This window comes from Methylocella sp. (assembly GCA_037200525.1).
Classification (GTDB): Bacteria; Pseudomonadota; Alphaproteobacteria; order Rhizobiales; family Beijerinckiaceae; genus Methylocapsa.
Genome location: JBBCGG010000001.1, coordinates 1,564,716 through 1,590,506, shown reverse-complemented (window position 1 = coordinate 1,590,506; position 25,791 = coordinate 1,564,716). Strand labels below are relative to the sequence as shown.

At 60.3% G+C, this 25,791-nt stretch carries 25 protein-coding genes and 1 riboswitch; of the genes, 11 read left to right on the top strand and 14 right to left on the bottom strand.

Annotation, left to right across the window (positions count from 1 at the left end; translation table 11 throughout):
- Window positions 1-93 precede the first annotated feature (93 nt).
- The gene (locus tag WDN46_07565; GenBank protein MEJ0093282.1) at window positions 94-828 is read left to right on the top strand and encodes a response regulator; all 735 of its coding nucleotides are present in this window, start codon (window positions 94-96) and stop codon (window positions 826-828) included.
- A 242-nt stretch (window positions 829-1,070) separates the two neighbouring features.
- Here WDN46_07565 and WDN46_07560 read toward each other — a convergent pair whose 3' ends face one another.
- Together WDN46_07560 and WDN46_07555 are read right to left on the bottom strand one after the other, a co-directional pair.
- Window positions 1,071-1,466 carry a PRC-barrel domain-containing protein gene (locus WDN46_07560; GenBank protein MEJ0093281.1) on the bottom strand — a complete coding sequence of 132 codons (396 nt, stop codon included), beginning with the start codon at window positions 1,464-1,466 and terminating at the stop codon, window positions 1,071-1,073.
- Window positions 1,467-2,714: 1,248 nt separating this feature from the next.
- On the bottom strand, window positions 2,715-3,362 hold the full coding sequence (locus tag WDN46_07555) for an alpha/beta hydrolase (protein MEJ0093280.1): 648 nt from the start codon (window positions 3,360-3,362) through the stop codon (window positions 2,715-2,717).
- Window positions 3,340-3,520: riboswitch (cobalamin riboswitch) on the bottom strand. It overlaps the preceding gene by 23 nt.
- A gap of 324 nt (window positions 3,521-3,844) precedes the next feature.
- Here WDN46_07555 and WDN46_07550 point away from each other — a divergent pair.
- Window positions 3,845-4,900: an RluA family pseudouridine synthase gene (locus WDN46_07550; GenBank protein MEJ0093279.1), complete on the top strand. Its 1,056-nt coding sequence runs from the start codon at window positions 3,845-3,847 to the stop codon at window positions 4,898-4,900.
- A 90-nt stretch (window positions 4,901-4,990) separates the two neighbouring features.
- Here the strand turns inward: WDN46_07550 and WDN46_07545 are convergent, their stop codons facing one another.
- The 3 genes from WDN46_07545 to panC all read right to left on the bottom strand — a co-directional run bounded on the left by WDN46_07545 (window position 4,991) and on the right by panC (window position 6,455).
- Window positions 4,991-5,131, bottom strand: a complete 141-nt coding sequence (locus WDN46_07545; protein MEJ0093278.1) for a hypothetical protein — start codon at window positions 5,129-5,131, stop codon at window positions 4,991-4,993.
- 78 nt (window positions 5,132-5,209) lie between these two features.
- Window positions 5,210-5,557, bottom strand: a complete 348-nt coding sequence (locus WDN46_07540) for an acylphosphatase (GenBank protein ID MEJ0093277.1) — start codon at window positions 5,555-5,557, stop codon at window positions 5,210-5,212.
- Window positions 5,558-5,591: 34 nt separating this feature from the next.
- On the bottom strand, window positions 5,592-6,455 hold the full coding sequence (gene panC, locus WDN46_07535; GenBank protein MEJ0093276.1) for a pantoate--beta-alanine ligase: 864 nt from the start codon (window positions 6,453-6,455) through the stop codon (window positions 5,592-5,594).
- Window positions 6,456-6,682: 227 nt separating this feature from the next.
- Between panC and WDN46_07530 the strand changes: the two genes are divergently transcribed.
- The 5 genes from WDN46_07530 (at window position 6,683) to WDN46_07510 (ending at window position 13,735) form a co-directional block, all read left to right on the top strand.
- On the top strand, window positions 6,683-9,022 hold the full coding sequence (locus WDN46_07530) for an NADP-dependent malic enzyme (GenBank protein ID MEJ0093275.1): 2,340 nt from the start codon (window positions 6,683-6,685) through the stop codon (window positions 9,020-9,022).
- 185 nt (window positions 9,023-9,207) lie between these two features.
- Entirely contained in the window at window positions 9,208-10,266 is a 1,059-nt protein-coding gene (gene gmd / locus WDN46_07525; GenBank protein ID MEJ0093274.1) for a GDP-mannose 4,6-dehydratase, read from the top strand.
- Window positions 10,267-10,489: 223 nt separating this feature from the next.
- The gene (locus WDN46_07520; GenBank protein ID MEJ0093273.1) at window positions 10,490-11,455 is read left to right on the top strand and encodes a GDP-L-fucose synthase; all 966 of its coding nucleotides are present in this window, start codon (window positions 10,490-10,492) and stop codon (window positions 11,453-11,455) included.
- 252 nt (window positions 11,456-11,707) lie between these two features.
- Window positions 11,708-13,018 (top strand): hypothetical protein, encoded by a 1,311-nt coding sequence (locus WDN46_07515; protein ID MEJ0093272.1) that lies wholly within the window; start codon window positions 11,708-11,710, stop codon window positions 13,016-13,018.
- A 201-nt stretch (window positions 13,019-13,219) separates the two neighbouring features.
- Window positions 13,220-13,735 (top strand): hypothetical protein, encoded by a 516-nt coding sequence (locus tag WDN46_07510; GenBank protein MEJ0093271.1) that lies wholly within the window; start codon window positions 13,220-13,222, stop codon window positions 13,733-13,735.
- Window positions 13,736-13,760: 25 nt separating this feature from the next.
- Here the strand turns inward: WDN46_07510 and WDN46_07505 are convergent, their stop codons facing one another.
- Window positions 13,761-16,157, bottom strand: coding sequence for an MMPL family transporter (locus tag WDN46_07505; protein MEJ0093270.1), 2,397 nt, complete (start codon window positions 16,155-16,157; stop codon window positions 13,761-13,763).
- 428 nt (window positions 16,158-16,585) lie between these two features.
- On the opposite strand from WDN46_07505, the gene WDN46_07500 reads away from it, so the two are divergent.
- Window positions 16,586-17,263, top strand: coding sequence for a PAS domain-containing protein (locus tag WDN46_07500; GenBank protein ID MEJ0093269.1), 678 nt, complete (start codon window positions 16,586-16,588; stop codon window positions 17,261-17,263).
- On the opposite strand, the gene WDN46_07495 is transcribed toward WDN46_07500, so the two are convergent.
- From WDN46_07495 to WDN46_07485, 3 genes are all read right to left on the bottom strand, one after another.
- Window positions 17,260-17,787, bottom strand: coding sequence for a gamma carbonic anhydrase family protein (locus tag WDN46_07495; protein ID MEJ0093268.1), 528 nt, complete (start codon window positions 17,785-17,787; stop codon window positions 17,260-17,262). The two genes, WDN46_07500 and WDN46_07495, sit on opposite strands and share 4 nt — an antisense overlap.
- A gap of 53 nt (window positions 17,788-17,840) precedes the next feature.
- Window positions 17,841-18,236: a DUF3126 family protein gene (locus WDN46_07490; protein MEJ0093267.1), complete on the bottom strand. Its 396-nt coding sequence runs from the start codon at window positions 18,234-18,236 to the stop codon at window positions 17,841-17,843.
- 150 nt (window positions 18,237-18,386) lie between these two features.
- Entirely contained in the window at window positions 18,387-19,154 is a 768-nt protein-coding gene (locus WDN46_07485) for an alpha/beta fold hydrolase (GenBank protein MEJ0093266.1), read from the bottom strand.
- A gap of 196 nt (window positions 19,155-19,350) precedes the next feature.
- Here WDN46_07485 and WDN46_07480 point away from each other — a divergent pair, with 196 nt between their 5' ends.
- Entirely contained in the window at window positions 19,351-19,572 is a 222-nt protein-coding gene (locus tag WDN46_07480; protein MEJ0093265.1) for a DUF2093 domain-containing protein, read from the top strand.
- Between the two features lie 18 nt (window positions 19,573-19,590).
- Here the strand turns inward: WDN46_07480 and WDN46_07475 are convergent, their stop codons facing one another.
- From WDN46_07475 to WDN46_07465, 3 genes are all read right to left on the bottom strand, one after another.
- Window positions 19,591-20,883, bottom strand: coding sequence for a glycosyltransferase N-terminal domain-containing protein (locus WDN46_07475; GenBank protein ID MEJ0093264.1), 1,293 nt, complete (start codon window positions 20,881-20,883; stop codon window positions 19,591-19,593).
- A 107-nt stretch (window positions 20,884-20,990) separates the two neighbouring features.
- Window positions 20,991-21,242, bottom strand: coding sequence for a DUF4170 domain-containing protein (locus tag WDN46_07470; GenBank protein MEJ0093263.1), 252 nt, complete (start codon window positions 21,240-21,242; stop codon window positions 20,991-20,993).
- 97 nt (window positions 21,243-21,339) lie between these two features.
- Complete coding sequence (locus WDN46_07465) at window positions 21,340-22,155, bottom strand: 3'(2'),5'-bisphosphate nucleotidase CysQ (GenBank protein MEJ0093262.1); 816 nt, start codon at window positions 22,153-22,155, stop codon at window positions 21,340-21,342.
- Between the two features lie 224 nt (window positions 22,156-22,379).
- Between WDN46_07465 and WDN46_07460 the strand changes: the two genes are divergently transcribed.
- A complete protein-coding gene (locus tag WDN46_07460) occupies window positions 22,380-22,658 on the top strand; it encodes a hypothetical protein (protein ID MEJ0093261.1) in 279 nt (92 codons plus the stop codon).
- Between the two features lie 480 nt (window positions 22,659-23,138).
- Here the strand turns inward: WDN46_07460 and WDN46_07455 are convergent, their stop codons facing one another.
- Window positions 23,139-23,849: an alpha/beta hydrolase gene (locus tag WDN46_07455; protein MEJ0093260.1), complete on the bottom strand. Its 711-nt coding sequence runs from the start codon at window positions 23,847-23,849 to the stop codon at window positions 23,139-23,141.
- A 239-nt stretch (window positions 23,850-24,088) separates the two neighbouring features.
- Here WDN46_07455 and WDN46_07450 point away from each other — a divergent pair, with 239 nt between their 5' ends.
- Window positions 24,089-24,817 (top strand): helix-turn-helix domain-containing protein, encoded by a 729-nt coding sequence (locus WDN46_07450; protein ID MEJ0093259.1) that lies wholly within the window; start codon window positions 24,089-24,091, stop codon window positions 24,815-24,817.
- A 220-nt stretch (window positions 24,818-25,037) separates the two neighbouring features.
- Here the strand turns inward: WDN46_07450 and WDN46_07445 are convergent, their stop codons facing one another.
- The gene (locus WDN46_07445) at window positions 25,038-25,775 is read right to left on the bottom strand and encodes an SDR family oxidoreductase (GenBank protein MEJ0093258.1); all 738 of its coding nucleotides are present in this window, start codon (window positions 25,773-25,775) and stop codon (window positions 25,038-25,040) included.
- Window positions 25,776-25,791: the final 16 nt, after the last annotated feature.

The following is a 25,791-nucleotide window of genomic DNA, read 5'->3' as shown; positions in this document are numbered from 1 at the left end:
AAGTGGCGCTGACTAACGCCTTTCCACATGCATGGAGATATTTTTTACCAAAGCACCAATGCGTGCCGAGGTTTCAAAGAAGGCATAATAGGCATGAAGGACAAAAACAGCCCGTCGAGACGCATCCTCGTCGTCGACGATGACATAGCTCTGCGAAGCATGATCATCAACTTCCTCGAAGAAAATGGCATGTGCGCCCTTTCGGCTTCGGGACAACGGGAAATGGCTCGCCATTTCGCGAAAGGCGAACCCAGTCTAGTAGTTCTTGATTTGCCACTGGGCCAAGAAGACGGGCTTGACCTGCTGCGAGAGATCCGGTCGCGCTCCGATGTCCCCGTGATCATTGTGTCCGGCCAAAAATGCGATGATGCTGATCGGATAATTGGCTTGGAACTGGGCGCCGACGACTACCTCAACAAACCATTCGGCCTTCGCGAACTTCTAGCCCGCATCCGCGCCGTATTGCGACGACGCGGCATCGCAACCGCGGCGCATCGTCTCGATCACAGGCACGGCCGCTGTCGGTTCTGCGGCTGGCAGCTCGATCGGCGCGCGCGCCGCCTGACCGACCCCGATGAAGTTCCGATCTCGCTGACGAACCGCGAGTATGCCCTGTTGGTTGCGTTCCTCGACGCACCCCGGCAGCCTCTGTCACGCGAGCATCTTTTGAAAGCGACCCGCATGCATTTTGATGTGTTCGACCGAAGCATCGATGTGCAGATCTCGCGGTTAAGACGCAAGCTGGAGTCCACTCCAAGCGCGCCGCGAGTCATCCAGACCGAGCGTGGGGTCGGCTACGTGTTTACACCTGAGGTCGAGCCGCTGTGACCGGCGGAATTATCGGTGCGCTACGGCGAGCCTGATTGAACGTGGCGGCTATCGACCGGCGAACGGAATGGCGAAACGCGCGGGCATCGCCTGTTTTTGTTTCCAAATCAAATGACGCCGTCCGCCCGATTCACTTCACGCTGGGCCCATGCCGGCTTTGCTGACGACGCCAGAGGAATGGAACACTCGGCTTGACGGGTCGGTCGAACACGCAAGCGGTCTGATCGACAATTTGCATCGCCTCAGTGCTTGAATTTTCCCTGATATTTGAACTCCGGCGCCGCGGCGAGATCATCTTTGCTGGCGTTGATAACGGCTTTCCATTTATGGTCGGCGTCTTCCCAGGTTAACCCAACCGAAGCAGCCTCCACCAAGACATATCGATCACCAAGACCAACGCTCCCGCCGACCCACACGATGTAGCCGACGAGCTGACCCTTCTCGAGCACCACGTCTTTAATCTCGCCAACTGTGTGGTCTGCGATATCCTGGACGTGAAGACCGACCAAATTATAGCTCAGCACCGCGTCGTCCGAGACGTTCGCATAAGTCGCAATCGCGGCCGGCGTCAAACTTTGAGCAAAAGCAGCCGATGATAAAGCTGCAGCTGCTACGAGGCCGATGATCATGGAACGCATTGATTTCTTCTCCAAGGAACCGAACTCGTCCCGCATGCTGAGAACCGATCTTCGAACTAATGGTTCCGCTCGGGCTGAGACGCGGAGCTTAAGAGACGGCACATAAATGAAATTGGGGGCGACCGTTGCCGTCCGGTGGACCCCGCAAGATTCTTTGGTGCTTGTATAAAGAACGCTTCCAGCGCCAGCGTTGCACCTGGAACGGTAATCTCAAGCTTTTGGTTTCTCACAGGTGCGAAGAAAGAACAACCGCTCGAACTTCAGCAACGACCCGCGAGTCTACGCTGTAAAATTAAAATGCCGACGACCCGGAACTTCGACAATAGATCCCGACTTCACCACCGTCTGACGAAATCGTGGAAAGCTAACGGAGATCAACTATGTCCATCAAGCAAACAATTCTTGTCGTCGGCATCGCTGTGGCCATGCCATCATTTGGATATGCCCAAGGCACTATTCCAGGCGCGGAGCGTGGAGCTCGCGACGGAGGCGATGCCGCCGGCCCCGTCGGCGCCGTCGTCGGAGGCGCCGTTGGCGCCGCAACGGGGACAGTAGGCGGCGTCTTAGGGGTGCGAGGGGACGCGGGATGCGAGTCAAAAACAGTGCATAGAGAAAACAGCGACGGTGAGTCCGAGACAGTTCGCAGGACGAATTGCCCGTAGAGCGGGAGGGTCGACCGACAGCGGCGCGCCTCGTGATCGTCTAAGTAGAAGAACGCTGGGGGGGGTGTTGACATTGCGACCAGCTTCCCGCCGCGCAGATTGGCCGCTGTCGGCATGTCGCGAACCGGCTGACGGTCAGCTTCAGTCCGACGCCGCTCTTTGCGACCCCCCGCCTTTGTTGCGGCAGAAAATGGATGGTTGTGATCACGCGCGTGCGTGAGATTGCGACGCGCCTCGTGGACTGCGTATCGCTGGGAGCGATTTTGCTTCGCTTCGAGAGCGCTCGTCAGCTCATCAACGCGGAATCTCAAACATATTGATCTCGCCCTTCAACGAAGCAGCCTCAGCTTTTAACGACAGAAGAGTCGAGCCAGGAAAAGAGGGTCCGGACGGGGCGGCTCGAGCATTTGTCGTTCCTGCGATGACGCCGATGCCGCTGCACCGATGGTTGTTGCCGTTCTACGAGTCGTTGACCGTGATCGACGCAGCGGCGGTGACGGCGGTCAGAACCCGGAGCGAGACGCACTACATTGCGCCGGTGCCGTTAAGCGGAATCGGATCCTACGCGGCCGGCATAGCGCATCGCCTAAAGGCGTCGCAAGAAATCGATCATGGCCGCATTAACTTCCTCAGGTCTTTCCTGCTGAGTCCAGTGCCCGCACTCGGGAAGCACCATCGTCTTGCGTAGCATCGGCACAGCGTGTGACAAATCGGCCACCGCTTGCCTCATTCCCGGAAAGTCGAGAACGATATCGCGGTCGCCGGTAACGTAGAGGGCCGGAACCGTCACTTTCGCTCCGTTGAGCGATGAGAGAAGCTCCCAGTTCCGGTCGAAATTGCGGTACCAGTTCAGACCGCCGCGAAAGCCGGTTTTGGCGAACTCGCCTGCGTAGAAATCCACGTCTGCTTCGGTGAGCCAAATCGGCAGCGAAGGCGGCTTGGGCAGCGAGGCGAACAAGCCACCGGTCCGGCGCACCATACCAAACGGGTTCGGATTAGCGTTATTGCCGCTGCGGGGACCTGCGTCACCCGACGCCCAGAAGAGGAGATTGCGGATTGTGAAGCGGACATCCCTTTCGAGCTCCTCTTCAGCCACACCCGGCTTCTGGAAGTAGAGGAAATAGAATAAAGCGTCGTCATTTTGAGGCATGAAAGTGGTTGGAGGCACCGGCGGATGCGCCGTCAACGGCACGCTTAACGCGATAACGCCGCGGAAGCGGTCGGGTCGCAACAAGGCTGCCTGCCACGCGACCGGCGCGCCCCAATCATGGCCGGCGATCACAGCCGTTTCCACCGCTTACAGTTGCGGGGGCAGCCGCGGTATTGGCGGTTAAGCCGCACCGCGTTCCCTTTTGATCCCCGAAAGGAACCATCGCGATCACCATGTCGTCTTCGAAATCGAGAGTCAACTTAGGTTGCGCGGAGCGGCGGCTTCGCCCTCGCCCATTTTCTGCGGCCCCAAGGCTCACGTTGCGACGGCCCCTTTCTCTGTGATCGAGCGCACGCTGGGCGGCCTGCGCTCCAAGCGGGATCTTGACTCTTATCCGCCGCCCCGGTCTTCGGGCTCTTCGCCGAGCTGCCGCATGATCGCTTTGACTTACGTCGCTTGCGCGCCCTATTTCACGATCTCGTCCCAAAAGTCTCGAACTTTTCGGGATCGTGCTAAAATCTCTTCAGCTTCGCGCTCAAGCGCGGATTCATTCCAAAGGCACTCTCGTGAGCGTAGAAACGTTTCAAGTTAGCGAAGATGAAGAGGGGATGCGTCTTGATCGCTGGTTCAAGCGGAGGATTCCCTCCCTCTCGCTGTCGCATTTGAACAAGATTGTCCGCACCGGACAGGTGCGCGTTGACGGCGCGCGCGTGAAAACCGCGACCCGGCTGGCGCAAGGTCAAAGCGTGCGCGTGCCGCCGCTGAAGCTTGACGCGCCCGTCGAGGCGGCCGCGCCGCAGATTTCGCATGAGGATCAGCGCGCGCTGCGCGACATGATCCTGTTCGAAGATGGCTACCTCATCGTGCTGAACAAGCCATACGGCCTCGCCGTGCAGGGCGGCTCGGGAATGACCCAGCATATCGACGGCATGCTCGCCTCGCTGCCCAATGAGCGCGGCGATCGACCGGTCCTGGTGCATCGCCTTGATCGCGATACGTCCGGCGTTTTGCTGGTCGCCAAAACGCGGCGGATCGCCGCCGATCTTGGCGCTATTTTCCGCTCGCGTCAGGCGCAGAAAGTCTATTGGGCCCTGGTCGAGGGCGTGCCCAAACCGGCGCAGGGACGGATTTCGCTTTATCTCGCCAAGGGCGAAGGCATGGGGGACAACCGCCCATCCGGGCGCGATGGCGCTGAGTCGCGCGCGACATTGGAAAAGATGCGCGTGGCGAAGCACGGCGACGAAGACGCCCTCCATTCAGTCACTTACTATACCACCGTCGATACATTGGCGGCCCGTCTCGCGTGGCTATCGATGAAGCCAATCACCGGACGCACGCATCAATTACGCGCTCATGCCGAGGCGATCGGCCATTCGATCATCGGCGATCCCAAATATGGCCTGAAGCCAAAGAACGATCCGCGCCGCAACGATCCGTTGCGCGCCATTCCCGATGCGGTCGAACGCAAACTGCATCTTCTTGCGCGCCGCCTCATCCTGCCGCATCCACGCGGAGGAACGCTCGATGTCACGGCGCCTTTGCCGCCGCATATGCAGCATTCGTTCGATTTGTTCGGCTTCGACGTGAAGCAATATGATCCGATAGAGAAAGCCCCCGAGTGAGGGGACTTGGCTAAACAAAGCGGACCAAGCCGCGACGGAGGGCCGTCTTCGCCGTTGAAGCTTGTTCGGCAATTCGCGAAGATCGCGCCTTCATTTGTCATGCGGCGTATCGTAGCAAGATTTAGGCTGGCTCGGCGCGTTGAACTTGATCGGATCGCCGCATTTGTCGCATCCGGCCAGCGAGAAACTGGCCATAACGAGTCCGGCCAAAGTCAATAAAATGCGCCGCATCGATCCGCTCCTGAACTTCTGTTGAAATACACCCATGTGACGCTAACTCTCTTTGTCTGAATGCACGATCCGACCAAGTCAGATCGTGGCGATCTGGCGAAATCCCGGCCCAGCGCCCTGCTCCGCCGGCGCGGCGGCTTCCGCTTGTTCGACTTCGACTTTTTCCACCCGCGCAAGCGGAGGCCCGCGCCAGCAGAGTTCGCACAGCGCCTCGACGGCTTGCGCCGGACCGGCGAAAAGCGCTTCCACATCGCCATTCGAGCGATTGCGCACCCAGCCCTGGACGCCGCGCTTTTGCGCCTCGTCCTCCGTCCAGGCGCGATAGCCGACGCCCTGAACCAGGCCGCCGATGGTGACGCGGACAATGCGCTGCGCCTCGGCGCCAATCGGGACCTCGTTCGAACCAGCGCGACGCGAATCAATCATAGCTTCATCTCTTAAAATTTCTCCAGACCCGGCCTCACACCGCAATATTGTCGATTAGCCGCGTCTTGCCGATTTTCACAGCGGCGAGGAGCCGGATCGGGCCATCGTCGCGCGACGATATGGGGCGCAAACTTTCGGCATGGCGCGCCTCGATATAATCGATGAGGAAGCCGGCCGATTTGACGCTGGCCCGCGCGGTCTCCAGCCCAGCCTCGATCGATAGCCCCTCTCGAATCTCAGCGGCGCAGCGGGCGAGCGCGGCGTAAAGGCGAGGCGCGGCTTTTCGCTCCTCGGGCGACAAATAAACATTGCGCGAGGAGAGAGCGAGGCCGTCCGATTCGCGAATTGTAGGGGCGCTCATGATTTTCGCGTCAATATCGAGGTCGCGGACCATGCGCTGAATGACTTGCAGCTGTTGGTAATCCTTCTCTCCGAAAATCGCGACATCCGGGCGACATTGGTTGAGCAGTTTTGCTACGATTGTCGCGACGCCGGTAAAATGCTCCAGCCTGAAGCGATCCTCAAGGCCGGCTATGGCCGGTCCGCCGATGTTCAATTTGGTCGCGAATCCTTCCGGATAGATTTCCTCGACGCGAGGCGCAAAAATTGCGTCCCCCTCCGCCGCTTCAAATTTGGCGGCGTCGGCGTCGAACGTTCGCGGATAGGATCCAAAATCTTCATTCGCCGCAAATTGCGTCGGATTGACGAAAATCGACATCACCACCCGGCGCGCCCGCTGTTTCGCCAAAGCGACCAGCGAGACGTGCCCTGCATGAAGTGCGCCCATGGTCGGCGTCAGGGCGATGGTTTCGCCGCAAGCGCGCCACGCGGCGACCTGCGCCCGCAGACCTGCCGCGTCTCGCAAAATCTTGATGCGTCCCCCGCCTTCAGCCGTCATCAGTCCCTCGCCTCGGCCAATGACCCGATTTCCGGCCGAATATTCGCGCAAAAAGAGACCTTTTGGCACAAGCGCAAGGATTTGACGATTCCGGCGCTTATTGAAAGCGGGCCGCTTGGCATCGCCAACGCAACGCCCCGGATAGACTTCGCGGCGGCGGGCGCGTATCCCGTGAAGCTTCGCCATTTCGAACTCCAGGAGAAAATTGTTCTATGGCGCAATCCAATATGCCGGGCTCAATCACCTCGGATCTGGCGTCGAGCGCATTGCAATACCATCGTTCGCCCCGGCCAGGTAAGCTTGAGGTTCAGGCGACGAAACCGCTCGCGACGCAATATGATCTGGCGCTCGCCTATTCCCCCGGCGTCGCCGCAGCCTGCCTCGCCATCGCCGCCGATCCCAGCGAGGCGGCCGAATTGACCGCGCGCCAGAACCTCGTCGCGGTCGTGACCAATGGCACCGCCGTGCTTGGACTCGGCAATATTGGCCCCTTGGCCGCCAAACCGGTGATGGAGGGCAAGGCGGTCCTGTTCAAGAAATTCGCCGGCATCGACGTGTTCGACATCGAACTCGCGGAAACCGACGTCGATCGTCTGGTCGATATGGTGGCGGCGCTGGAGCCGACCTTCGGCGGCATCAATCTTGAGGACATCAAGGCCCCGCAGTGTTTCGAGGTCGAGCGCAAGCTGCGCGAGCGCATGTCGATCCCGGTCTTTCACGATGATCAGCACGGCACCGCCATCATCGTCGGCGCGGCAGTCCTCAACGCCATGGAGCTCTCCGGCAAGTCTTTCCAGAACGCCAAGATCGTGGCCTCGGGGGCTGGAGCCGCCGCTCTAGCCTGCCTTGATTTTCTGGTCGAACTCGGCGCCAAGCCAGAAAATATCTTCGTCTCCGATATCGAAGGCGTTGTGTATAAGGGCCGCGCCGCCTTGATGAACGAGCGCATGGAGATCTACGCCCGCGACACCAACGCGCGGGCGTTGGCAGACGTAATGGGCGGCGCCGATATCTTCCTTGGCCTCTCGGCCGGCGGCGTTCTGACGCCCGCCATGATCCAACAGATGGGAGAGCGGCCGCTGATCATGGCGCTCGCCAATCCGACGCCGGAGATCGAGCCCGAAGCCGCAATTCTGGCGCGGCCAGACGCGATGATCTGCACCGGGCGCTCGGACTATCCCAATCAGGTCAACAACGTTCTTTGTTTTCCCTATATTTTTCGCGGCGCCCTCGATGTCGCCGCCTCGACCATCAATGAGGCGATGAAGCTCGCCGCAGTCCGCGCCATCGCCGAATTGGCGCATGAACCGCCCTCCGACGTCGTCGCCAGGGCCTATGGCGGGCAGTCGCGCCAGTTCGGCAAAGACAGCCTAATCCCATCCCCGTTCGATCCGCGGTTGATTTTGCGCATCGCGCCCGCCGTCGCCCGCGCGGCGATGGCGACCGGGGTGGCGAAAAAGCCGATCGTCGATTTTGCCGCTTATGAAGAGACGCTGTCGCGTTTCGTGTTCCGCTCGGGCTTCATCATGAAGCCTTTGATGCAGGCCGCCAAAGCTAATCCCAAACGCGTCATTTATGCGGAAGGCGAGGACGAGCGCGTGCTGCGCGCGGTGCAAACCATCGTTGAGGAAGGCATCGCAAAGCCGATCCTCGTCGGTCGCCCGGAAGTCATTGAAGCGCGTCTCGAGCGCTTTGGCCTGTCGGTGCGGCCGGGACGCGATTTCGAACTGATCAATCCGCAGGACGATCCGCGCTATCGCGAATATGTCGCGACCTATCTCGAACAGGCCGGCCGCCGCGGGGTCACGCCCGACGCGGCGCGCACGGTCGTGCGCACCAATTCGACGGTGATTGCAGCGATCGCCGTCAAGCGTGGCGACGCCGACGCGATGTTGTGCGGCCTCGACGGACGCTTCAAATCCCGCCTGACCTATATCCGCGACATTATTGGGCTGCTTCCGGGCGCCACGGATTTTTCGGCGATGAGCCTGATGATCACCAACAGGGGCGCATTTTTCCTCACCGACACCCACGTCAGGGTCGACCCGGCCGATTTCGAGATCGCGGAAATGGCGCTGATGTGCGCGCGCCATGTCCGCCGCTTTGGCCTCGAGCCGAAGATCGCCCTCGTATCGCACTCGGATTTCGGCTCGGACGACGCCCCCTCCGCATTGAAAATGCGCCGCGCGACGGAAATCCTGCGCCTGCGCGCGCCCGATCTTGAGGTGGACGGCGAGATGCAGGCCGACACCGCCCTGTCGCAGGGGATCCGCGACCGCGTGCTGCCCTCTTCTCGATTGAAAGGCGAGGCGAATGTTCTCGTCATGCCCAACCTCGACGCCGCCAATATCGCCTACACTATGACCATGATCATGGCGAACGCCCTGCCCGTCGGACCAATCCTGATCGGGGCCGCCAAACCAGCTCATATTCTGATGCCCTCAACAACATCGCGCGGCATCGTCAACATGACGGCGGTCGCGGTTGGCGAAGCGCAGGGTGAGGCCGAAGCCGCCGCGTTGAATGACGCTTATGTGCGCGCCGAAACAACGGCGGCTCATTGTTAAATTGGAGGAATGGCAAGTCAAACGCCGCCAGAACAGGCTCAACTCTGCGGCCGCACTGCGCAGATTATAATTGAGCGGCGGGTAGATCTGGCCAGCGTCAGGCTTTTCTGATATGGCTCCAGCATTATATTAGTCACGGATTTATCCGCTCTGGTCCGAAACCGATTAAGAGGTCTTTGCCGCGAATGACTTCAAAAAAAGTAGCATTAATTACCGGCGTCACGGGTCAGGATGGCGCTATTCTCGCCGAACTCCTGCTCTCAAAAGATTATATTGTGCATGGCGTGAAACGGCGGTCGTCGCTGATCAACACGGATCGCATCGATCATCTCTATCATGATCCGCACGAGGAAGACGTCGGCTTCTTTCTGCATTATGGCGACCTGACCGATTCTACGAATCTCATTCGCATCATCCAGGAAGTGCAGCCGGATGAAATCTACAATCTTGCCGCGCAAAGCCATGTGCAGGTGAGTTTCGAGACGCCGGAATATACCGCCAATTCCGATGCGCTTGGAACGCTTCGCCTCCTTGAAGCCATCCGCATCCTCAATCTCGGCGCGAAATCGCGATTTTACCAAGCTTCGACCTCGGAGCTTTATGGCAAGGTGCAAGGCGTCCCGCAAAGCGAGACGACGCCGTTTTATCCGCGCTCGCCCTACGCCGCCGCCAAGCTCTATGCCTATTGGATCACGGTGAACTATCGCGAAGCCTACGGAATGCATGCGTCGAACGGCATCCTTTTCAATCACGAAGGGCCGACGCGAGCGGAGACTTTCGTCACCCGCAAGATCACCCGCGCCGTCGCAGCGATTCACCTCCGATTTCAGGACAAGCTGTTCCTGGGCAATCTCGACGCCAAACGCGACTGGGGCAACGCGCGCGACTACGTCGAGGGGATGTGGCGCATTCTGCAACAGCCGCAACCGGATGATTATGTTCTGGCGACCGGCGAGGCCCATACGGTGCGCGAATTCGTCGAACGTTCCTTCGCGGAAATCGGCGTCGTGATCGGATGGAAAGGCGAAGGCGTCGATGAAAAAGGCTTCGACGTCAAGACAGGGCGCCAACTGATCGAGATCGATCCGCGCTATTTTCGCCCGACCGAAGTTGATCTCCTGCTCGGCGATCCGACCAAAGCGTTCAAGAAGCTCGGCTGGAAACACACGACCAGTTTCGCGCAGCTCGTATCGGAAATGGTCGCCAGCGATCTCATCGTGATGAAGGCGCGCGGCCGGATCTAGCGCGCAATCGCGAAAAATGGCAGGCATTTCAGATAAGATCGCGCTTTGAGGACGATGAGATCCGCCGGGTCCAAAGGTCGTAAATGTTGGGGCAGGATCGGCGTCGATCGGCTTGATCTTGAACTAGCGCAAGCCTTGCAGGCCAGATCGAGCATAACGCAAATGGAGGATGATCGATCGCGTTGAAACGATCATCCTGCTGATTATGCCCCGAGGAGGATTCATGACCAATCATTCGGCCGATCTTACCGGCAAACGACGCATATGGGTCGCGGGACATCGCGGCATGGTCGGCTCGGCAATCATTCGCCGTCTCGCCGGCGGCGACGTCGAGATTCTTACCGTCGGCCGCAATGAAGTCGACTTGCGCGATCAATCCGCGGTGCGCGCATGGATCGCCCGTGCGAAGCCGGACGTGATCATCCTCGCGGCGGCCAAGGTCGGCGGCATCCTGGCCAATGACAGCTATCCGGCCGATTTCCTCGTCGACAATCTGTCCATAGAGACGAATGTCATCGAGGCCGCGCATCGGGCGGACGTCGATCGGCTGGTCTTTCTCGGCTCTTCCTGCATCTATCCGAAGTGCGCGCCACAACCGATCAAGGAAGAAGCCTTGTTGACCGGTCCGCTTGAGCCGACCAATGAATGGTACGCCATCGCCAAGATCGCGGGCATCAAGATGTGTCAGGCCTATCGCCGCCAGCATGGCCGCCGCTACATCTCCGTAATGCCCAGCAACCTTTACGGCCGAAACGACAATTTCGATCTCACGACCAGCCATGTGCTGCCGGCCCTCATCCGCAAATTCCACGAGGCCAAGGAGGCGGGCCGCGGGGAAGTTGTGGTTTGGGGGACGGGAACGCCGTTGCGGGAGTTCCTCTATGTCGATGATCTCGCCGACGCCGTTGTGTTTTTGATGGATAGCTACGATGGAGACGAGCCGATCAATTGCGGCGCCGGATCGGACGTGACCATTCGCCAGCTCGCCGAAACGATTGGGCGCGTCGTCGGCTTTTCCGGCCGGCTCGCCTTCGACGTCAGCAAGCCGGACGGCACGCCGCGCAAACTGATGGATTCGAGCCGCCTCGCGGGGCTCGGCTGGCGCCCGAAGACCACGCTTGAAGGGGGCATCGGCGAAGTCTACCGCTGGTTTCTGCAGGAGAAACGCAGCGAACTCGCTGTATTCTAACGCGGCCGGCGTCGCGGCCGACTGGCGTCAGGCGAGGGCGTCGAAATAATTGATCGGTTTTGGCCGGCTCGGCATTCAAAAACCGCCCTAAGTTTCTGTTTTGAGGGATTTCTGACGCAGCGGCCCGATGCGTTCGCCTTGAAAGGGCGCCGACATTGCCGTATTAAAGTACAGATTAAAATCAGTTTTTTACGTCCGCGCGCCGCCGTGGAGATTGCGGTTTTCCCAACTCTTTTTGGCAAGCGGTTTGCAATGTTTATTGCGCTCGGCGTTCTTCTCGGACTCGTCAGTCTCTGCCCCGCGATTCTCATCGTCGGAGGGACATTTCTTCCTTGCCTCATTCCTTTACTGGTCGCGACTGGCCTCATTCTGATTGCGCTCAATTTGCCGCCAATCGAAGCGCAGCGGTTTGGCAAGCTCATCCAGCCTCTCGTCATCTGCGCCGCCATCCCCGCGCTTTGGATGCTGGCGCAAATGCTGCCTTTGCCGCTATCGCACACGGCGCCCTGGGCGATCCTCTCCAGTCTTGCGCATCCGGTTTGGGCTAGCGTCGCCACGGGGTTTACCTCGAATATCGCCGGCAGCGTTAGCATCGACATCGGCGCGACTGCGACTGCGCTGGTGCGCTATCTTTCCATCGTCGGCGTGATCTTGCTGGCGACGAGCGTGACGATCAATCGAGATCGCGCCGAAGCCGTTCTGGTCGGCTTGACCGCAGCAACCGTTTTGATTTCCTTCGTTCTCATCGGCGCCGATGCGTTCGACGCCGGCCCGTTGGCCGCGCCCGAAGAGGCGCTCAACTGCGCCTGTCTCGGTCTTATTTTTTCCGCCACCTGCGCCTGGCTCATTTTCGAACGGCAAGAGACGCGCCGGTCGAAATTGGGCCTGCGCGAGACAAGGTTCGTCTATTCGATGCTGGCCTGTCTCGCGGCTTTCCTTGTTTGCGCCGGCGCCATCGCCGCCACTCGATCGGGGTCGCTTATTTTCGCGGCGAGCTGCGGCTTCGGCATGTTTTGCGCCGTCTTCCTTGTCCGGCGCCTTAATCTCGGGCGCTGGGGCGCTGGCGCAATTGGCGTGACTGCAAGCGTCATTGCAATCGCCCTGGTCAGCGGAGCAGCCGGGCACAGCGCCGATCTGCGCTTGGCTTTCGTCAAAAAAGACCCGGCTTCCATCGAGTTGACGCAACGCATCCTGGCGGACACGCCGTTCCTCGGCGACGGGGCGGGTACGTTTGGATCGCTATTGCCGATCTACCGCTCTACCTCCGACGGCGCGCGGGAAGGCGACGCGGTGACCGCTTCCGCGAGGCTATCGGTGGAAATGGGGCGACCGGTTCTTTGGGCCGCCGTGATCGCTGCAATCATCTCGGTGATCTACTTTTTGCGGGCGGCGGCGAAGCGAGGCCGGGACTCGTTCTATCCTGCGTCGGCGGCCTCGTGTCTTGTCACGCTGATTATCCTGGCGTTCGTCAACGTCGGTCTTTTCGGGGCTGCATTGCCAGCGCTTTCCGCCGTCATTCTCGGGTTGGGGCTCGCCCAATCGCAAAGCCGCATCCAGGCCTGAAGTCACGCGCAACCGCGCTTCTTCGTCGCGTCTCGCAGAGGGTCTCGCCGCACAAGGCGCTTGCCAACAGAGTCCGCGTTAAATAATCGTCACTGTAAGCGGAAAGCCTCGATTTGTTGGGAAGCGGCGGGGTCTTTCAGAAACTGTCATAGTGTGGATGCCTCGCTGTTTTCACCAGGACGCAATTGGGAAGAGAAATTCATGTCATTCCGTTTGATGCAGCCCAAAAACACCCTGCTCAACTCAACCATTTTGGCTATTGCGCTCCTGCTGACGGCATCGCAAGGCATGGCGCAGCGCAGCGAAGGCCCTTTCGCTTCTCTCTCCGGCTACTGGACAGGGGGCGGCACCATTACGATGTCGAACGGCTCCAGCGAACGGATACGCTGCAAGGCTACCTATGCCGTCAATGACTCAGGGATGAAGCTCAATCAAAGTCTGCGCTGCGCCAGCGACAGCTACAGGCTGGAAATCAACGGCAACGTCGCCGTCGAAGGCGGCGGCGCTATCTCCGGCAGCTGGACCGAAGCAACTCGTCATGCGACAGGGAACGTCACCGGCCGCGCCTCGGGCTCGGAAATTGTTGCGCGGGTGGATGGCGCGGGGTTCTCGGCAGGCCTCGACGTACGGTTCCACGGCGATAAGCAGTCAGTCTCGATCAGACCTTCGAGCGGCACGGACGTCGCCAACGTCTCGATCACTTTGCGCAAGGGATAAAGAAAGCCGCAGCCCGAGCGCGGGATCACTGTGCGCGGGATTCTCCGGCGCGTTGGCTTTGGCGCCGCGCCGTGATGCGACGCGCGAGCCGGCGCAGAAACATCGCCGTCGGCCGCAGAATCAGCAAATCGGCGGTCAGCGCCGCGATCATGGCGAACGCGCTCAACCAGCCAAAAAGTCGCAGCGACGGCAGGTCCGAGAAGACCGTCACGGCCAAACCGCAGGCGAGCACCACCGAGGTTAGGATCAAGGCCGGTCCGACCAGCACGGTCGCCCGCTCTACGGCGACTGCGGAATCCTCCCCTGCATCATCCTCAATCCGCAGCCTGTTGAGGAAATGGATCGTCGCGCTGAGACCAAGGCCAAACGAGACGGTCAGCGCCACGACGCTCGCGAACTGCAGCCCCTGCCCAGTTACTGCAAGCAAGGAGCCGGAAGCCACCACCGGGAAAATTCCCGGCAAGATGCACGCAAGCCCCACGACAACCGATCGGAAAGCGAGGCCAATGAAGGCCGCGACGAAGAAAAATTCAATCGTCAGGCCTCGCGTCAATTTATCGATCATGCTGGCGCTGTTTCGCGCCGCGATCGCCGACAACCCTGTCACCGCAAGATTATAGCCCGGATACTCCGCCCGGACGCTGGCGAGCGACTTATCGATCGCGTCCACAATCGGAAGCAACTTGCTCGCATCGGCGTCAGGCACGCGTCCGGAGACGACCACGGCATCCTGTTGCGCGTCGATGAAGCGCCGAGTCAAATATTCCGGCAGCAGGTCGACATATTTCTTCAACGTGTCGACGTCCGACGCGCCAGCTTTTTCCGTCAGCCAGCGACGCAAAGTCTCAAGCGACCAGACATTGCCGACCCCCGCCTGCTTTTCGAGAACGCCATGCACCTTGGCGATCACGGCGAGGGTTTCCGGCGCATAGAGCGAGGCGCCTTTGGGGAATTGGATCAGCACGTCGATCGGATTGGCGCCTGTGAGCTTTGCGTCGAGACGGCTGCTCGCCGCAACCGCCTGCTCCTTATCGGGCACTTGATCGGCGAGCCGATATCTTGGCTCGAGATTGGTGAAAACGAGGCCAAGGCCAGCCACCACAATGAGGCCGATCAAACTATAAAGCCCTGGGCGCCTGACCATGCGCGCGGCGATCCAGAAGCAGAACTTGCGCAAGGCTTCGACGCCAAAATCGCCGCTTCTGCCCTTGGCCGCAAGGACAGCCTCATTGCGCAGCAGCAATACGCCAAGCAGCGGGACAAGCAACAGAACAGTGACCAGCGCGATGAGGGTCGCAATCAGCCCCGCCTCACCGAAAGTCCGGATGAGATCCGAATCGGAGAACATCAAAGCCGTGAAAGACAGTGCGGCGGTCGCATGGGTCAGAACGCAAGCCGGTCCGACGATGAGAATCGCATTTCGCAAAGCTTCGTATTTGGTCTGGCCGGCTAGCACTCGATCCCGCGCCGCGAAGGTCAGCTGCATGCTGTCGGAGAAACTGATGACCATGATGAGAGGCGTCATCACGTTGAGAAACATATTCAGCCGAAAATCGAGCCAGCCGAGCGCCCCGAGCGCCAAAAGAATGGCGGTCAAGGGGGGGCCGGCGGCGATGATCATGAATGAGACGCGCCGGAAAAACAGGATGGCGATGAGGCAGCCCGCGAGGAAGCCGGTAGCGTTGTAAATCAGCCGGTCGCGCTCGACTGCCGTGCGAATCTCGAGCTGCATCACAGGAACGCCGGAGAGCTCGGCTTTGAGGCCGGCGCCGGCCAGATCTTCCGCCACGGTCTTGCGGATTTCGGCGACGGCGCCGCTGAGCCCGCTGCCCGCGACGACGTTCGGGTCAAGAGCAAGGACGATCAAGGTAAGCTGACCATCCTCCGACAAGATCTTGCCGCGAAGAATTTCATTCGACACGATCCGCTTCACTAAGGCGTCGTAAGCTCGACCTTCGGGCAGCGGATCTGGAAACAGCGGGCCTGGAATGTGGCCATTTTCCGGCGGCTGACGCGCCGAAAACAGCGAAATAATGCCGCGCACGCCATCGATCAGCTGCAGGTCGGTGGCAAGATCGCGGAGCTTGTCGAGCGATTCGCGCTCGAGCAGGCTTTTGCCCTCGATCACAACGAGCACATCATACTCGCTCGAGGGGAAGCGCCGCGTCACCTCTTCATATTGCTTGAATTCCGGCGTGTTCGAACGGAACAATTGGCTGAGCGAATCATCGACTTTCAGCCGCGCAACGCCAAAGCCCGCAGCTATCGCCAACGCAAGCATGACCAGCGCGACGAGCCAGGGAAAGCGCAGCGAAATCAGGCCGAGCCGCTCGATGCCGAGCGCGAGGTCATGGCGTTTGCCAACGCTCGACGAGGTAAGCCCCGCGTCGGGCGCTTGCTTCGCTTGACCCTCGGTTTCGATCGACACCGGCTCCTCCGAACTGTTTCGCGTGTTAACCTACTTTGCCGGCGATGCCAAATTGTCGACGAAGGATTCGCGTTACGAATGAAAAAACGCTTAGGGTTCACATTGCTGCGGCGCTCCATCAGGCTTAGGCGCTGGCGCGGCGCCGCCAAGGATCCCGTGTCATGTCCTCCCCGTCGCCGGAACCTTTGCGTGGGGCGGTCCCTCAGACCTCGAGGGCCAACTCGACGACGAAGAAAAGCGGGCGCGCGAGGAGGCGCGGGCTCCCATACTCGGGCGCGCGATCACCGGGCTTCATGCTTTTTCTGACAGGCTGGCACGGCGTCTGCTCCATTGATTCCATCAAGGCCCGTCGCGACCAAAACTGCGCCATTTCAATACAAAGGCGCGATGACGCAGACCGGAAAAGAGACTCGGAGACCAGAATGAGACAGCAAGGCACGCGAGACCTGTTCAATTATTGGAACGGGCTGCGTCATGGCCGCGCCGCGCCGGAGCGTGCTGAAATCGATCCGGCCGCGATCCGCCATATCCTCGCCGACACCTTCATGCTCGAAGTCGACGCTGCCGGGACTTTTCCGTTTCGCCTTTCGGGGACGCGGATCAACGCCCTCTTCGATGTGGAGCTGAAAGGCCACGCCTTCGCCGATCTCTGGCGCACGAAAGAAGCGGAGAACATGGCCGCCCTTTTGCTGAATGTCGCCGATACGGCCTGCCCCGTCTTGGCGAATGTCGCCGCCGCTCCCGCGGGCCATGCGCCCGCCGAGCTTGAACTCCTGCTTTTGCCGCTTCGTCATACCGGAAAGCGGCGGGGACGGATCCTCGGCCTCATGAGTTGCAGCGAGCAGCCGAGCTGGCTTGGACTGCTCCCTGTGCAGCGCCTCGTCTTGCGCGGACTGCGCATCATTACCAACGAACCGACTTCGCTCAAGGCGCCGTCGAGAGTATCCGCAGCCTCGAAGATTCAATTTCTCCCAACCGCTCTCCCGACTGCCCTGGCCCCCCGGATGTCGCCGCCTGAGGCGCCATTAAGCACGTTTGAGCAGTGCCAACATCTGCGCATCTACCCGGGTGGGCGGCAGGACGGTCAAAACCCAATCTAAAGTAAAGCGAGCCCTTTGGCGTAGCGTCGCCAATTTGCGACGTAACGCGCCGCGCTCTCCCGAAGACGCAGCACCGCACCTTCATCGAGCGTCCGAATAATCTTCGCTGGGGAGCCGACGATCAAGGAATTGTCGGCATATACCCGGTCCTCGGTCAGAAGCGCATTGGCGCCGACAAGACAATTGTTCCCGATGTTGACGCGGTTCAGAACCGTGGCCCCCATGCCGATCAAGCAACTGTCGCCGATTATGCAGCCGTGCAGAATCGCACGGTGGCCGATCGTGCAATTTTTGCCGATCGTCAAAGGACAACCCGGATCGGTATGCAGCACCGAATTGTCCTGAATATTGGACCCGGCCCCGACGAAAATCTCTTCATTGTCGCCGCGCAGCACAGCGCCAAACCAGATCGAGACGTCGACCCCAAGCCGCACCTTGCCGATCACATGCGCGTCCGGCGCGATCCAAAATCGATCGTCCTCAGGCAGTTCAGGCGCATATCCGTCGAGCGCATAGAACGGCATGCCATCAAACTCCAGCCAAGCGTCGCGATGTCCGGCATTCGTGCGGCAAAACTTCAGAACTCTTCGAGATCGAAATCCAGAATTGCCATCTGCAAAGTGAAGCTCTTGCCCTTGGGGTCGTCCGCCGAGATGATGCCGAGAAAATCGTCGCCAGAGTTCAATTCGACTGAGTCGTTTTTCTTCATACGGGGGACGATCTTCAATTTGTCGGATTCAAACAGCCGCCGCAAATAATCCTGCAGCACCGGCCGCTCAACCGGAATCGGCATCGCGAAAGCAAAGGATCGATCGCCGTCCTCATCATCGACAATGATCGAACCAATTTGCCGCTCACCGAGATGCACGTCCGCATCATCCGGATTGCGTTTGCCCTGCGTGACTTTCAGTTCTTCATTGTTGAAGGCCTGTCGCAGAAACCCCTGCAATTTACGCAATTCCGCCTTGTCCAAAGGATTCTCCTCAGCTGATAGGCGCCTTTGCCAGAAAAAGCCGATCACTGCAACCGTAGCCGGCGGGTTTTGGACCAGTTCTCGCCACATCGCTGTCCGATCAAGCGAGCCGCAGGTCGAAGCTGTTTTCCAACCCGGCTTTTACGGCGATCACGGCCGTCTCGCCAGAAAATTGAGGACGCCTTTTTTATAGATTGGGTCGCCGACGGCTCGATTATGATCGCGGCCCAAAATGTCCAGCGCCTCCCCAGCGGGAAAGAGCGCCGCGAGCCTGTGCGGATCGCCCGCGACGTCATCCTCGGTCCCCGTTGCGACCATGACCGGCAGGGTAATTTGCCTTGCTTCAGCTTCGCTGATCAGTTGGCGCCCCCCACGAATGCAGGCGGCGAGGGCTCGCAGATCGCTCTTGGTCGCCTCGGCGAAGCTGCGGAACATCCGTTGCGTCGGATCGTCTAGATCGGCGAGGGAAGGCGCCTCCATAGCGTCAGCGATGCCAAGCGGAAGCCCTGCGCCGTCGACGAGATGGTGGCCAAGACCGCCCAGAATTGCCGACCGCGTGCGCTCCGGATGAGCTTTGGCGAGGAAAGCGGTGATGCGGGCGCCCATAGAATAGCCCATGATGTCCGCGGCCGGGATCTCCAGATAATCGAGCAGCGCCCGCGCATCCTCGGCCATCTTGGGCATTGCATAATCTGCGGGATCGTAAAATTTCTCGCTGCGGCCGTGCCCGCGATTATCGAGGGCGATGACGCGGCGACCGTCTTCGGTCAGGGTTTTCACCCATTGCGGGAAAAACCAGTTGACGGCGTGGTTCGAAGCGAACCCATGAATGAGCAGAATAGGCTCGCCGCGATCAAAGCCCGCCGGCTTCTCATCGACAAAGGCCAGGCGGACGCCCTGGCCGGAAAACTCGAACATGGCGGCCCCCTTTTGCGCTGCGATAGAGCCAAGATCGGCCGCCTGCGTCAAGCTTGCTCCGCGGCGACGCGCCAATCTTGCGGGTTCGAAATCGGATCGGGCATCTCGCAAAAAACAGCCGGACTTCCGATATAGTGGCAAACGCCGGTCAACTGCGCTATTGTGTCTTGTTGTCCCCTGATCGAGCCCGAGCCTGATGAATCGTTACGAACGCCGCCCAATGTCCGCCGGCGAAGCTGAAGTCGAATATCTCGATGGCGAGTTTCGCATTCTGCGTCCCGGGGCCTATGTGCGTTGCGCGGTGACCGGCGCAGCGATCCGGATCGAGGATCTGCGCTATTGGAACGTCGATAAGCAGGAGCCCTACGCGAGTCCGGAAGCCAAGCTGCAAAGACTGGGCATCAAGCCGAAGGATTGAGGGGCTGCAGTCGGAAAATCATGCTTCGGGTTCAATGTGGGCGCGCGCGAGATAGGGCCGTAGAGCCTGCATAATTTTGTCCGAGGCTCCCCCTAACCGCTCTGCTGCGTCGGCGCTGGCGCGTCCCATCGCCCGTAATTCAGCCGCATCGAGCAACAGCGAGGCCAATTCGCTGGCGAGGGTCGCCGCGTCATATATTCGCGTAGCCCCTCCCGCGCTGTCCAAGGCAGCATAGGCGGCTTCAAAATCGCCGACGTCGGGACCGTAGAGAATAGCGCAGCCGAGTTTCGCCGCCTCGACCGGATCGATCCCGCCGCCGCAGAGCGATTTGCCGAGGAAGGCGACCCCCGCCGCGCGATAGAACAAGCCCGCTTCGGGAAGGCCCCCGGCTATATGGATCTGCGGCAGGGCTTCGCCCTCGCTATTCCCTGCCCCTGCCCGCGCCGTCAATCCGAATTTGGCGGCGCGCAGCGCAATGCCGGACGCGCGTTTGGCGTGACGCGGCGCGATGATGGTGAGGAGATCGGGGAACTGACCACCGACGCGGCGATGGACGTCAATTACAATATCCTCCTCTTCGACGTCGCCCGTGAGCGCGAGCCACGCCGGACGCGCTCCGAGCCGAGCCGCGAATCGCGCGAGCGATGGCCCATCTGCGGGAGCCGGCGTGAAATCAAAGATCGGATCGCCGCTGGCCGGGCTCCGCTCAGCGCCGAGCGCCATGAGCCGCCCGACATCCTCGGGCGTCTGCGCGAGGCAGACGTCAAAGCGGCGCAGCAGGGCGGGCAAAAGGCCGGGCAGCTTGCGCCAGAGCAAGAATGCGCGGGCGGACAGCTTGCCATTGACCAACGCCAACGGGATGCCGCGGCGATTGGTCTCAATGATCAGATTGGGCCAAAACTCGGATTGGGCGACGAGAACGACGTCCGGCCGCCAATGATCGAGGAAGCGCGTCACGAATTTAGGAACGTCGAGCGGCGCGAATTGGCGCAGCGCGCCGGCGGGGAGGCGCAGCGCCGCGGAATCATGGCCCCTTGTCGTCGCCAGCACATGAAAGCCGGCCGAAGAGAGCCTATCGACAAGCGGCGACAATACTGAGACGTCGGCCGCATCTGCGCCATGCAGCCAGATGAGTCTGCCAGGCGACCGCGCCGAGCTCGGCTTGCCAAGCCGCTCGCTGATGCGGGCGCGGTCTTCCGGGCGCAGTTTTGCCCGTCGCAGCTTCTCCCGCCAAACCAGAGCCGCCGGCGCCCATGGGCCAAAGGCGCCGCTGAAGAGCCGATAAAGCCCGAGCAGAATGGGGTCGTTCACGGCAAGAGCGCAGGCCGCGCCGCTCCGCTGATCGCAACCGTCGCCCTAGTCGGATGGTTTGCGACTTGCGTCCTCTCTGCGTGTTCGCCGCCCCGGTGCAACAGCACTTATTCGTGCTCCTCCTCCTCCTCGGGATCGAGCAGACGGTGAAGATGAGCCACAAAATAGCGCATCTGAGCGTTATCGACGCTCGCCTGCGCCTTGCTCCGCCAAGCCGCCACAGCCGAGGCGTGGTCCGGATAAAGTCCGACAAGCTCGACCTGATCGAGATTTTTGAATTCGGTGCCGCTTAAATCCTTAAGTTCGCCGCCGAATACAAAATGAAGAAGTTGTTTCTTGGGGGGAGCAGGTTTGTTCATAACATCGTTCCGACGGTTTCCTGGCGTCAATGATCGGTTCCGCAATCTTCGCGCCAAGCAGATTCTGCGCCACCGAAAAGCTCAATAGAGATCAGTTTCAGGTAAAGCCGCGCGCGCGCCGCGCGGCGAGGCTGACCTCAGCATGAAGCTGTCGCGGCGCCGCGGTAAGCACGCCGTGGCGCGTATCCTTGCGATTATAGACAATCGCGCATCCATCAAGGCTTGCCAAGCGTCCTCCGGCTTCTTCGAGAATGAGATCCGCCGCCGCAATATCCCAATCATGGGAATTTTCCGAGGCGAAGCCGGCGTCAAGGGCGCCCGAAGCGACAAGGGCGATGCGCATAGCCAGCGAAGGGATGCGCGGCTGCAAAGCGAACGTCAATCCGGCCTGACGCAAATCCTGCGCAAGCGAGGCCGGGGCCGCCACCTTAGCGTCCGCGTTGAGCGCAACGAGCCTCGAAACCTCGATGGGATCGCCGTTGAGGCGCGCGCCGCCGTCTTTGACCGCGATATAAGTTTCGCCCAAAGCCGGCGCGTGGACAATGCCGATCAGCGGGCGCCCCTCCTGCACCAGGGCAACCGCGATCGCCCAGGTGCTGTCTCCCCGCGCGAAGGCGCGCGTACCATCAATCGGATCGACCACCAGTATGAGTTTCTTGGTCAAGCGCGCGGCCGAATCCTCAGTTTCCTCGGAGAGCCAGCCCGCCTCCGGCAGCAGCGCTTCGAGGCGTTGCTTCAGAAATCGATCGACGAGATGATCGGCTTCGGTGACCGGCGATCCGCCGGCCTTGTGCGAAATCGCGGCGCTGGTCTTCTCGCCTGGGCGAAAGAACCCGAGCGCCAATGCGCCCGCGCTGCGGACTGCGTCCGCGAAGGAGGCGACGAGGCCATCCGCGTGGGAGAGTGAGGGCAAGGCGTCTTTTCAGCAAAAGAGGGAAGCCAAAGTTTGGCTTATCGCGCCCCAGTTCGGGAGACAAGTTTTTCCCAGGCCAACTTCGAGTCAGTTCGCCGCGCCGCGCGGACAAATGAATTTCGCGCCGAGCGAAAATCATCTGCTACGAATGGCGGAAATTTCAGCAGCGTTTTAGTTTGGAGGCGGCCGTTTTGATGTTGCGCGCGCCGGAAAATGGAGACGACATGAGCCTCGCTATTGATCCGCTGGTCGCCGCAGGCGTCCTCGCGTGCACCGCCGTCACCGATGCGGCCTATGTCCTTTTTACCGCAGCCGCCGCGGCCAGACGCCGGATCTGGGCGGCGAATTGGAGCGGGATCTGGTATCTGCTGTCGGCTTTCGCGGTGATCAGCTACACTCAGAACGCCGCCTACGTGCTGTTTGCCGCGATTGGTTCATGGATCGGCGCCTTCGCCTCCGTCACTTGGCTGCGCCGCGGATCTAGCCGATCGGACGGGCATTGAACCCACGTTTCTCGGCCTCGACATTGTCCGGTTGGCGGCGGATCGGGCGGCGATGCAACGGTGCAAGTCGGGGAGTTGCGGAGCGAACAAATTCGGCATGCCTTCCGCCCCCTTCACGCTGCCCCCGAAGACTCGCGCATCGACGGATATATTGCGCAAGCGAGCCGCTGCGACCGGATGAGTCAGCCCAAGGCGACGCAGAAAGCAGCCGGGAGTTTGCGTGCGTCGCGTTTCGGGCGGGAGCCCCCGCCTGGCCAAAAGCTTGCTAAGGCTTTGGCCGCCGAAGTAGGTCCGATTGTGGGCGAGCGGCTACGATGCATCATCAATGCTCCAAAGAAGCATCGCTATAGGACTGAAGAGTTCGAGACGGCGTCGGCTCGATTGCCGAACGTAGAGATCATGCCTCGGCGAAAAAATCGATCGACGCGGCTTGTTTCTTGAATCGGACCTTTGCCGCTTCAAAGGTCTTGCATTTCTCCCTTACTCGTTGAGCAAGGCCACCATCGTCTCTTCGAAAGCCGTCAGCATTGGGAAATGGCTCGTATTGATCGTGATGACTCGCATAGCCGGGTCGGGTTCCATCTCTGCAAGGCGGCGAGTGATGGCCGACTCGCCATATCCTGTGCAGACCACGTAGGAGACCGGGATATCCGGGCGAACCTTTAAGGCCGTCACTGGTTGATAACAGGTCCGCCAGGGATGCGCGGTGAGCCTCGGTTCAAGGTATGCCTTGATCGCCGAATCGGTCACGCCGAACACTGACAATGGAAGTGGCGGCAACGGCAAGTTCTTGTCCTTATACGTGTCATAGAAAGCCCTCTGATCAGGCGTGATATAATCGACAAGCGCTCGTCCGTCCTCCGGCATGAAGGCGTCGAGATAGACGAGCTCTTTGATCCGCTCGGGAATGCGTGCGAGAACCCCCGTGACCACCATGCCTGCGTAACTCCAGCCAACCAAGGTAATGTCGCGTAAATCCTCCATTTCGATGTGCGCGACGATGTCCTCGATATGGGTCTCCAGATCAGCGGTGGCATTGCCGGTATGCCGCCGCTCGCCGAGGCCGGTCAGGGTCGGCGCGGTCGCCGTGTGGCCGAGCGCCCGCAGGCGAACGAGCACGTCCCGCCAAGCAAAGCCTCCTAGCCAAGCACAGTGAACGAGGACGAAAGTGCGGTGTGGAGCGTTATTCATAAAAACCTCTATTGGAGACTGTCGGCTAAAGCGGCTCGGCAACATCAACTTGATGAATCGCGACCGGAGCGGGAGGCCACGGATTATGCCGCGTGCCCGCGCGGCCTCGGCCGTGCAGACCGGCGCGAAATCCTTTGGGATGGCTGAACAGCGCGGGCAGTTAGAGCCGGGCCCATTAAACAAACAAGTACGAAAAACGTACTTGCTAATGGCGCTCGAGGCATGATTTGATCGATTGCATGATCAAACATGGCCAATTCTGCCCGGTCGCTAAAAGCGCTGAAATCTTCGGCGGACGGTGGTCCCCGCTTATTATTCGCGAATTATCTGTGGGCCCGAGAACCTTCGGAGAACTCTTGGAAGCCTTGCCGTTGATTTCGCGGACGGTGCTTACGCAACGTCTCAAGGAGCTGACGCTTGCTGGCGTAGTAGCGGCTAACGCCAAGGAGAAAGGCCGCGGCCATCTCTACAATTTGACTCCGGCGGGTGAGGACTTTCGTCCCTTGATCGTGATGATGGGCGAATGGGGCAAGCGGTGGGGACAAGGACTAATCGGCCCCGATGATCTCGACCCGAAACTCCTCGTGTGGGGCCTGCGCGGGCAAATCGATCCTGCGGATATTCCGAGCCGGGAGTTTGTCCTGCGTTTCGATTTCAGGGGCGTTCCGAAAGAAAATCGCAATCCGCGATATTGGTGGTTGTTGCTGCGGCAAGACGACATCGAAGTCTGCCTCAAGAATCCCGGCAAGGAGGTCGATGTCGTGGTCGACGCCGATCTCGGCGCCTTTACCAAGGTATGGCTGGGCTATGCCGGACTCAAGGAAGCGCTCGCGAGCGGGCTTATTAAACTGTGCGGCTCAAGTCGCGCTGTTGCGAAGATGCGACGAATGCTCAAGCTGTCCAGCGAGCCGACGACAAAGAGTTTCGCGTACCCTTCGTTATCGCCGTCCATCGCTCATGCCCGATAAGGCTGGTCCCGCGACGCAACTTACGAGATATCGGGTTATGAACCTAGCGCTCGCGATCGCTGACGCGACGACAACTTAGCGCCGAATCATTTCCGAGTCACGGGCTTCGCCACGCCGGCATTGCCTTGGCATGAACGGCGAAACCTGTCGCCGGAGTTTCGCCGGGCGCCATCGAGTCTATGCTTGCTCGGCTGGCATTGTAGGCGCAAGCAGCGGATGGTCAGATGATGCCGCCGTTTGCGCGGAGAACTTGCCCGTTGACCCAACCGGCGTCGGGTCCGGCGAGGAAAGCGACTGTGCCGGCGATATCTTCGGGCTGGCCGAGCCGCTCAAGAGGAGCCAGCTTCGCCAAATGGTCGATGACCTCCGGCGATTTACCTTTAATGAAGAGTTGCGTGGCCGTAGGCCCCGGCGCGATCGCATTGACCGTGATGTTCCGGCCGCGCAGCTCCTTCGAGAGCACGTGCGTCATGGCCTCCACTCCGGCCTTCGTCGCCGCATAGATCGCGTAGGTAGGTTGATAGAGTCCGACGACGCTCGAAGAAAAGCTGATAATCCGGCCGCCGCTTCGCAGACGCTTGGCGGCTTCGCGCAGGCCGTTGAAGACGCCCTTCAAATTGATGGCGATGTGTCGGTCAAACAACGCATCGTCAGCGTCCGCGATGGTGGAAAGCTGCATGATTCCGGCGTTGTTGACCAGAACGTCGACGCCGCCGAAGGCGGTCTCCGCGGCGTCGAACATACGGCGGACCGCAACGGGATCGCTCACGTCGGCCTGAGCGGCGAGCGCTCGGCCGCCAGCTGACTTGATCCTGGCGACAACAGCTTCGGCTTGCGCCGCATCGCCCACGTAGTTGACCACAACAGCAAATCCGTCCTTGGCGAGGCGCTCCGCCACTGCAGCGCCAATGCCGCGAGCGGCTCCGGTAACGATTGCTGCATTTTTCGCTTCACTCATTTCACTCTCCCCCTCC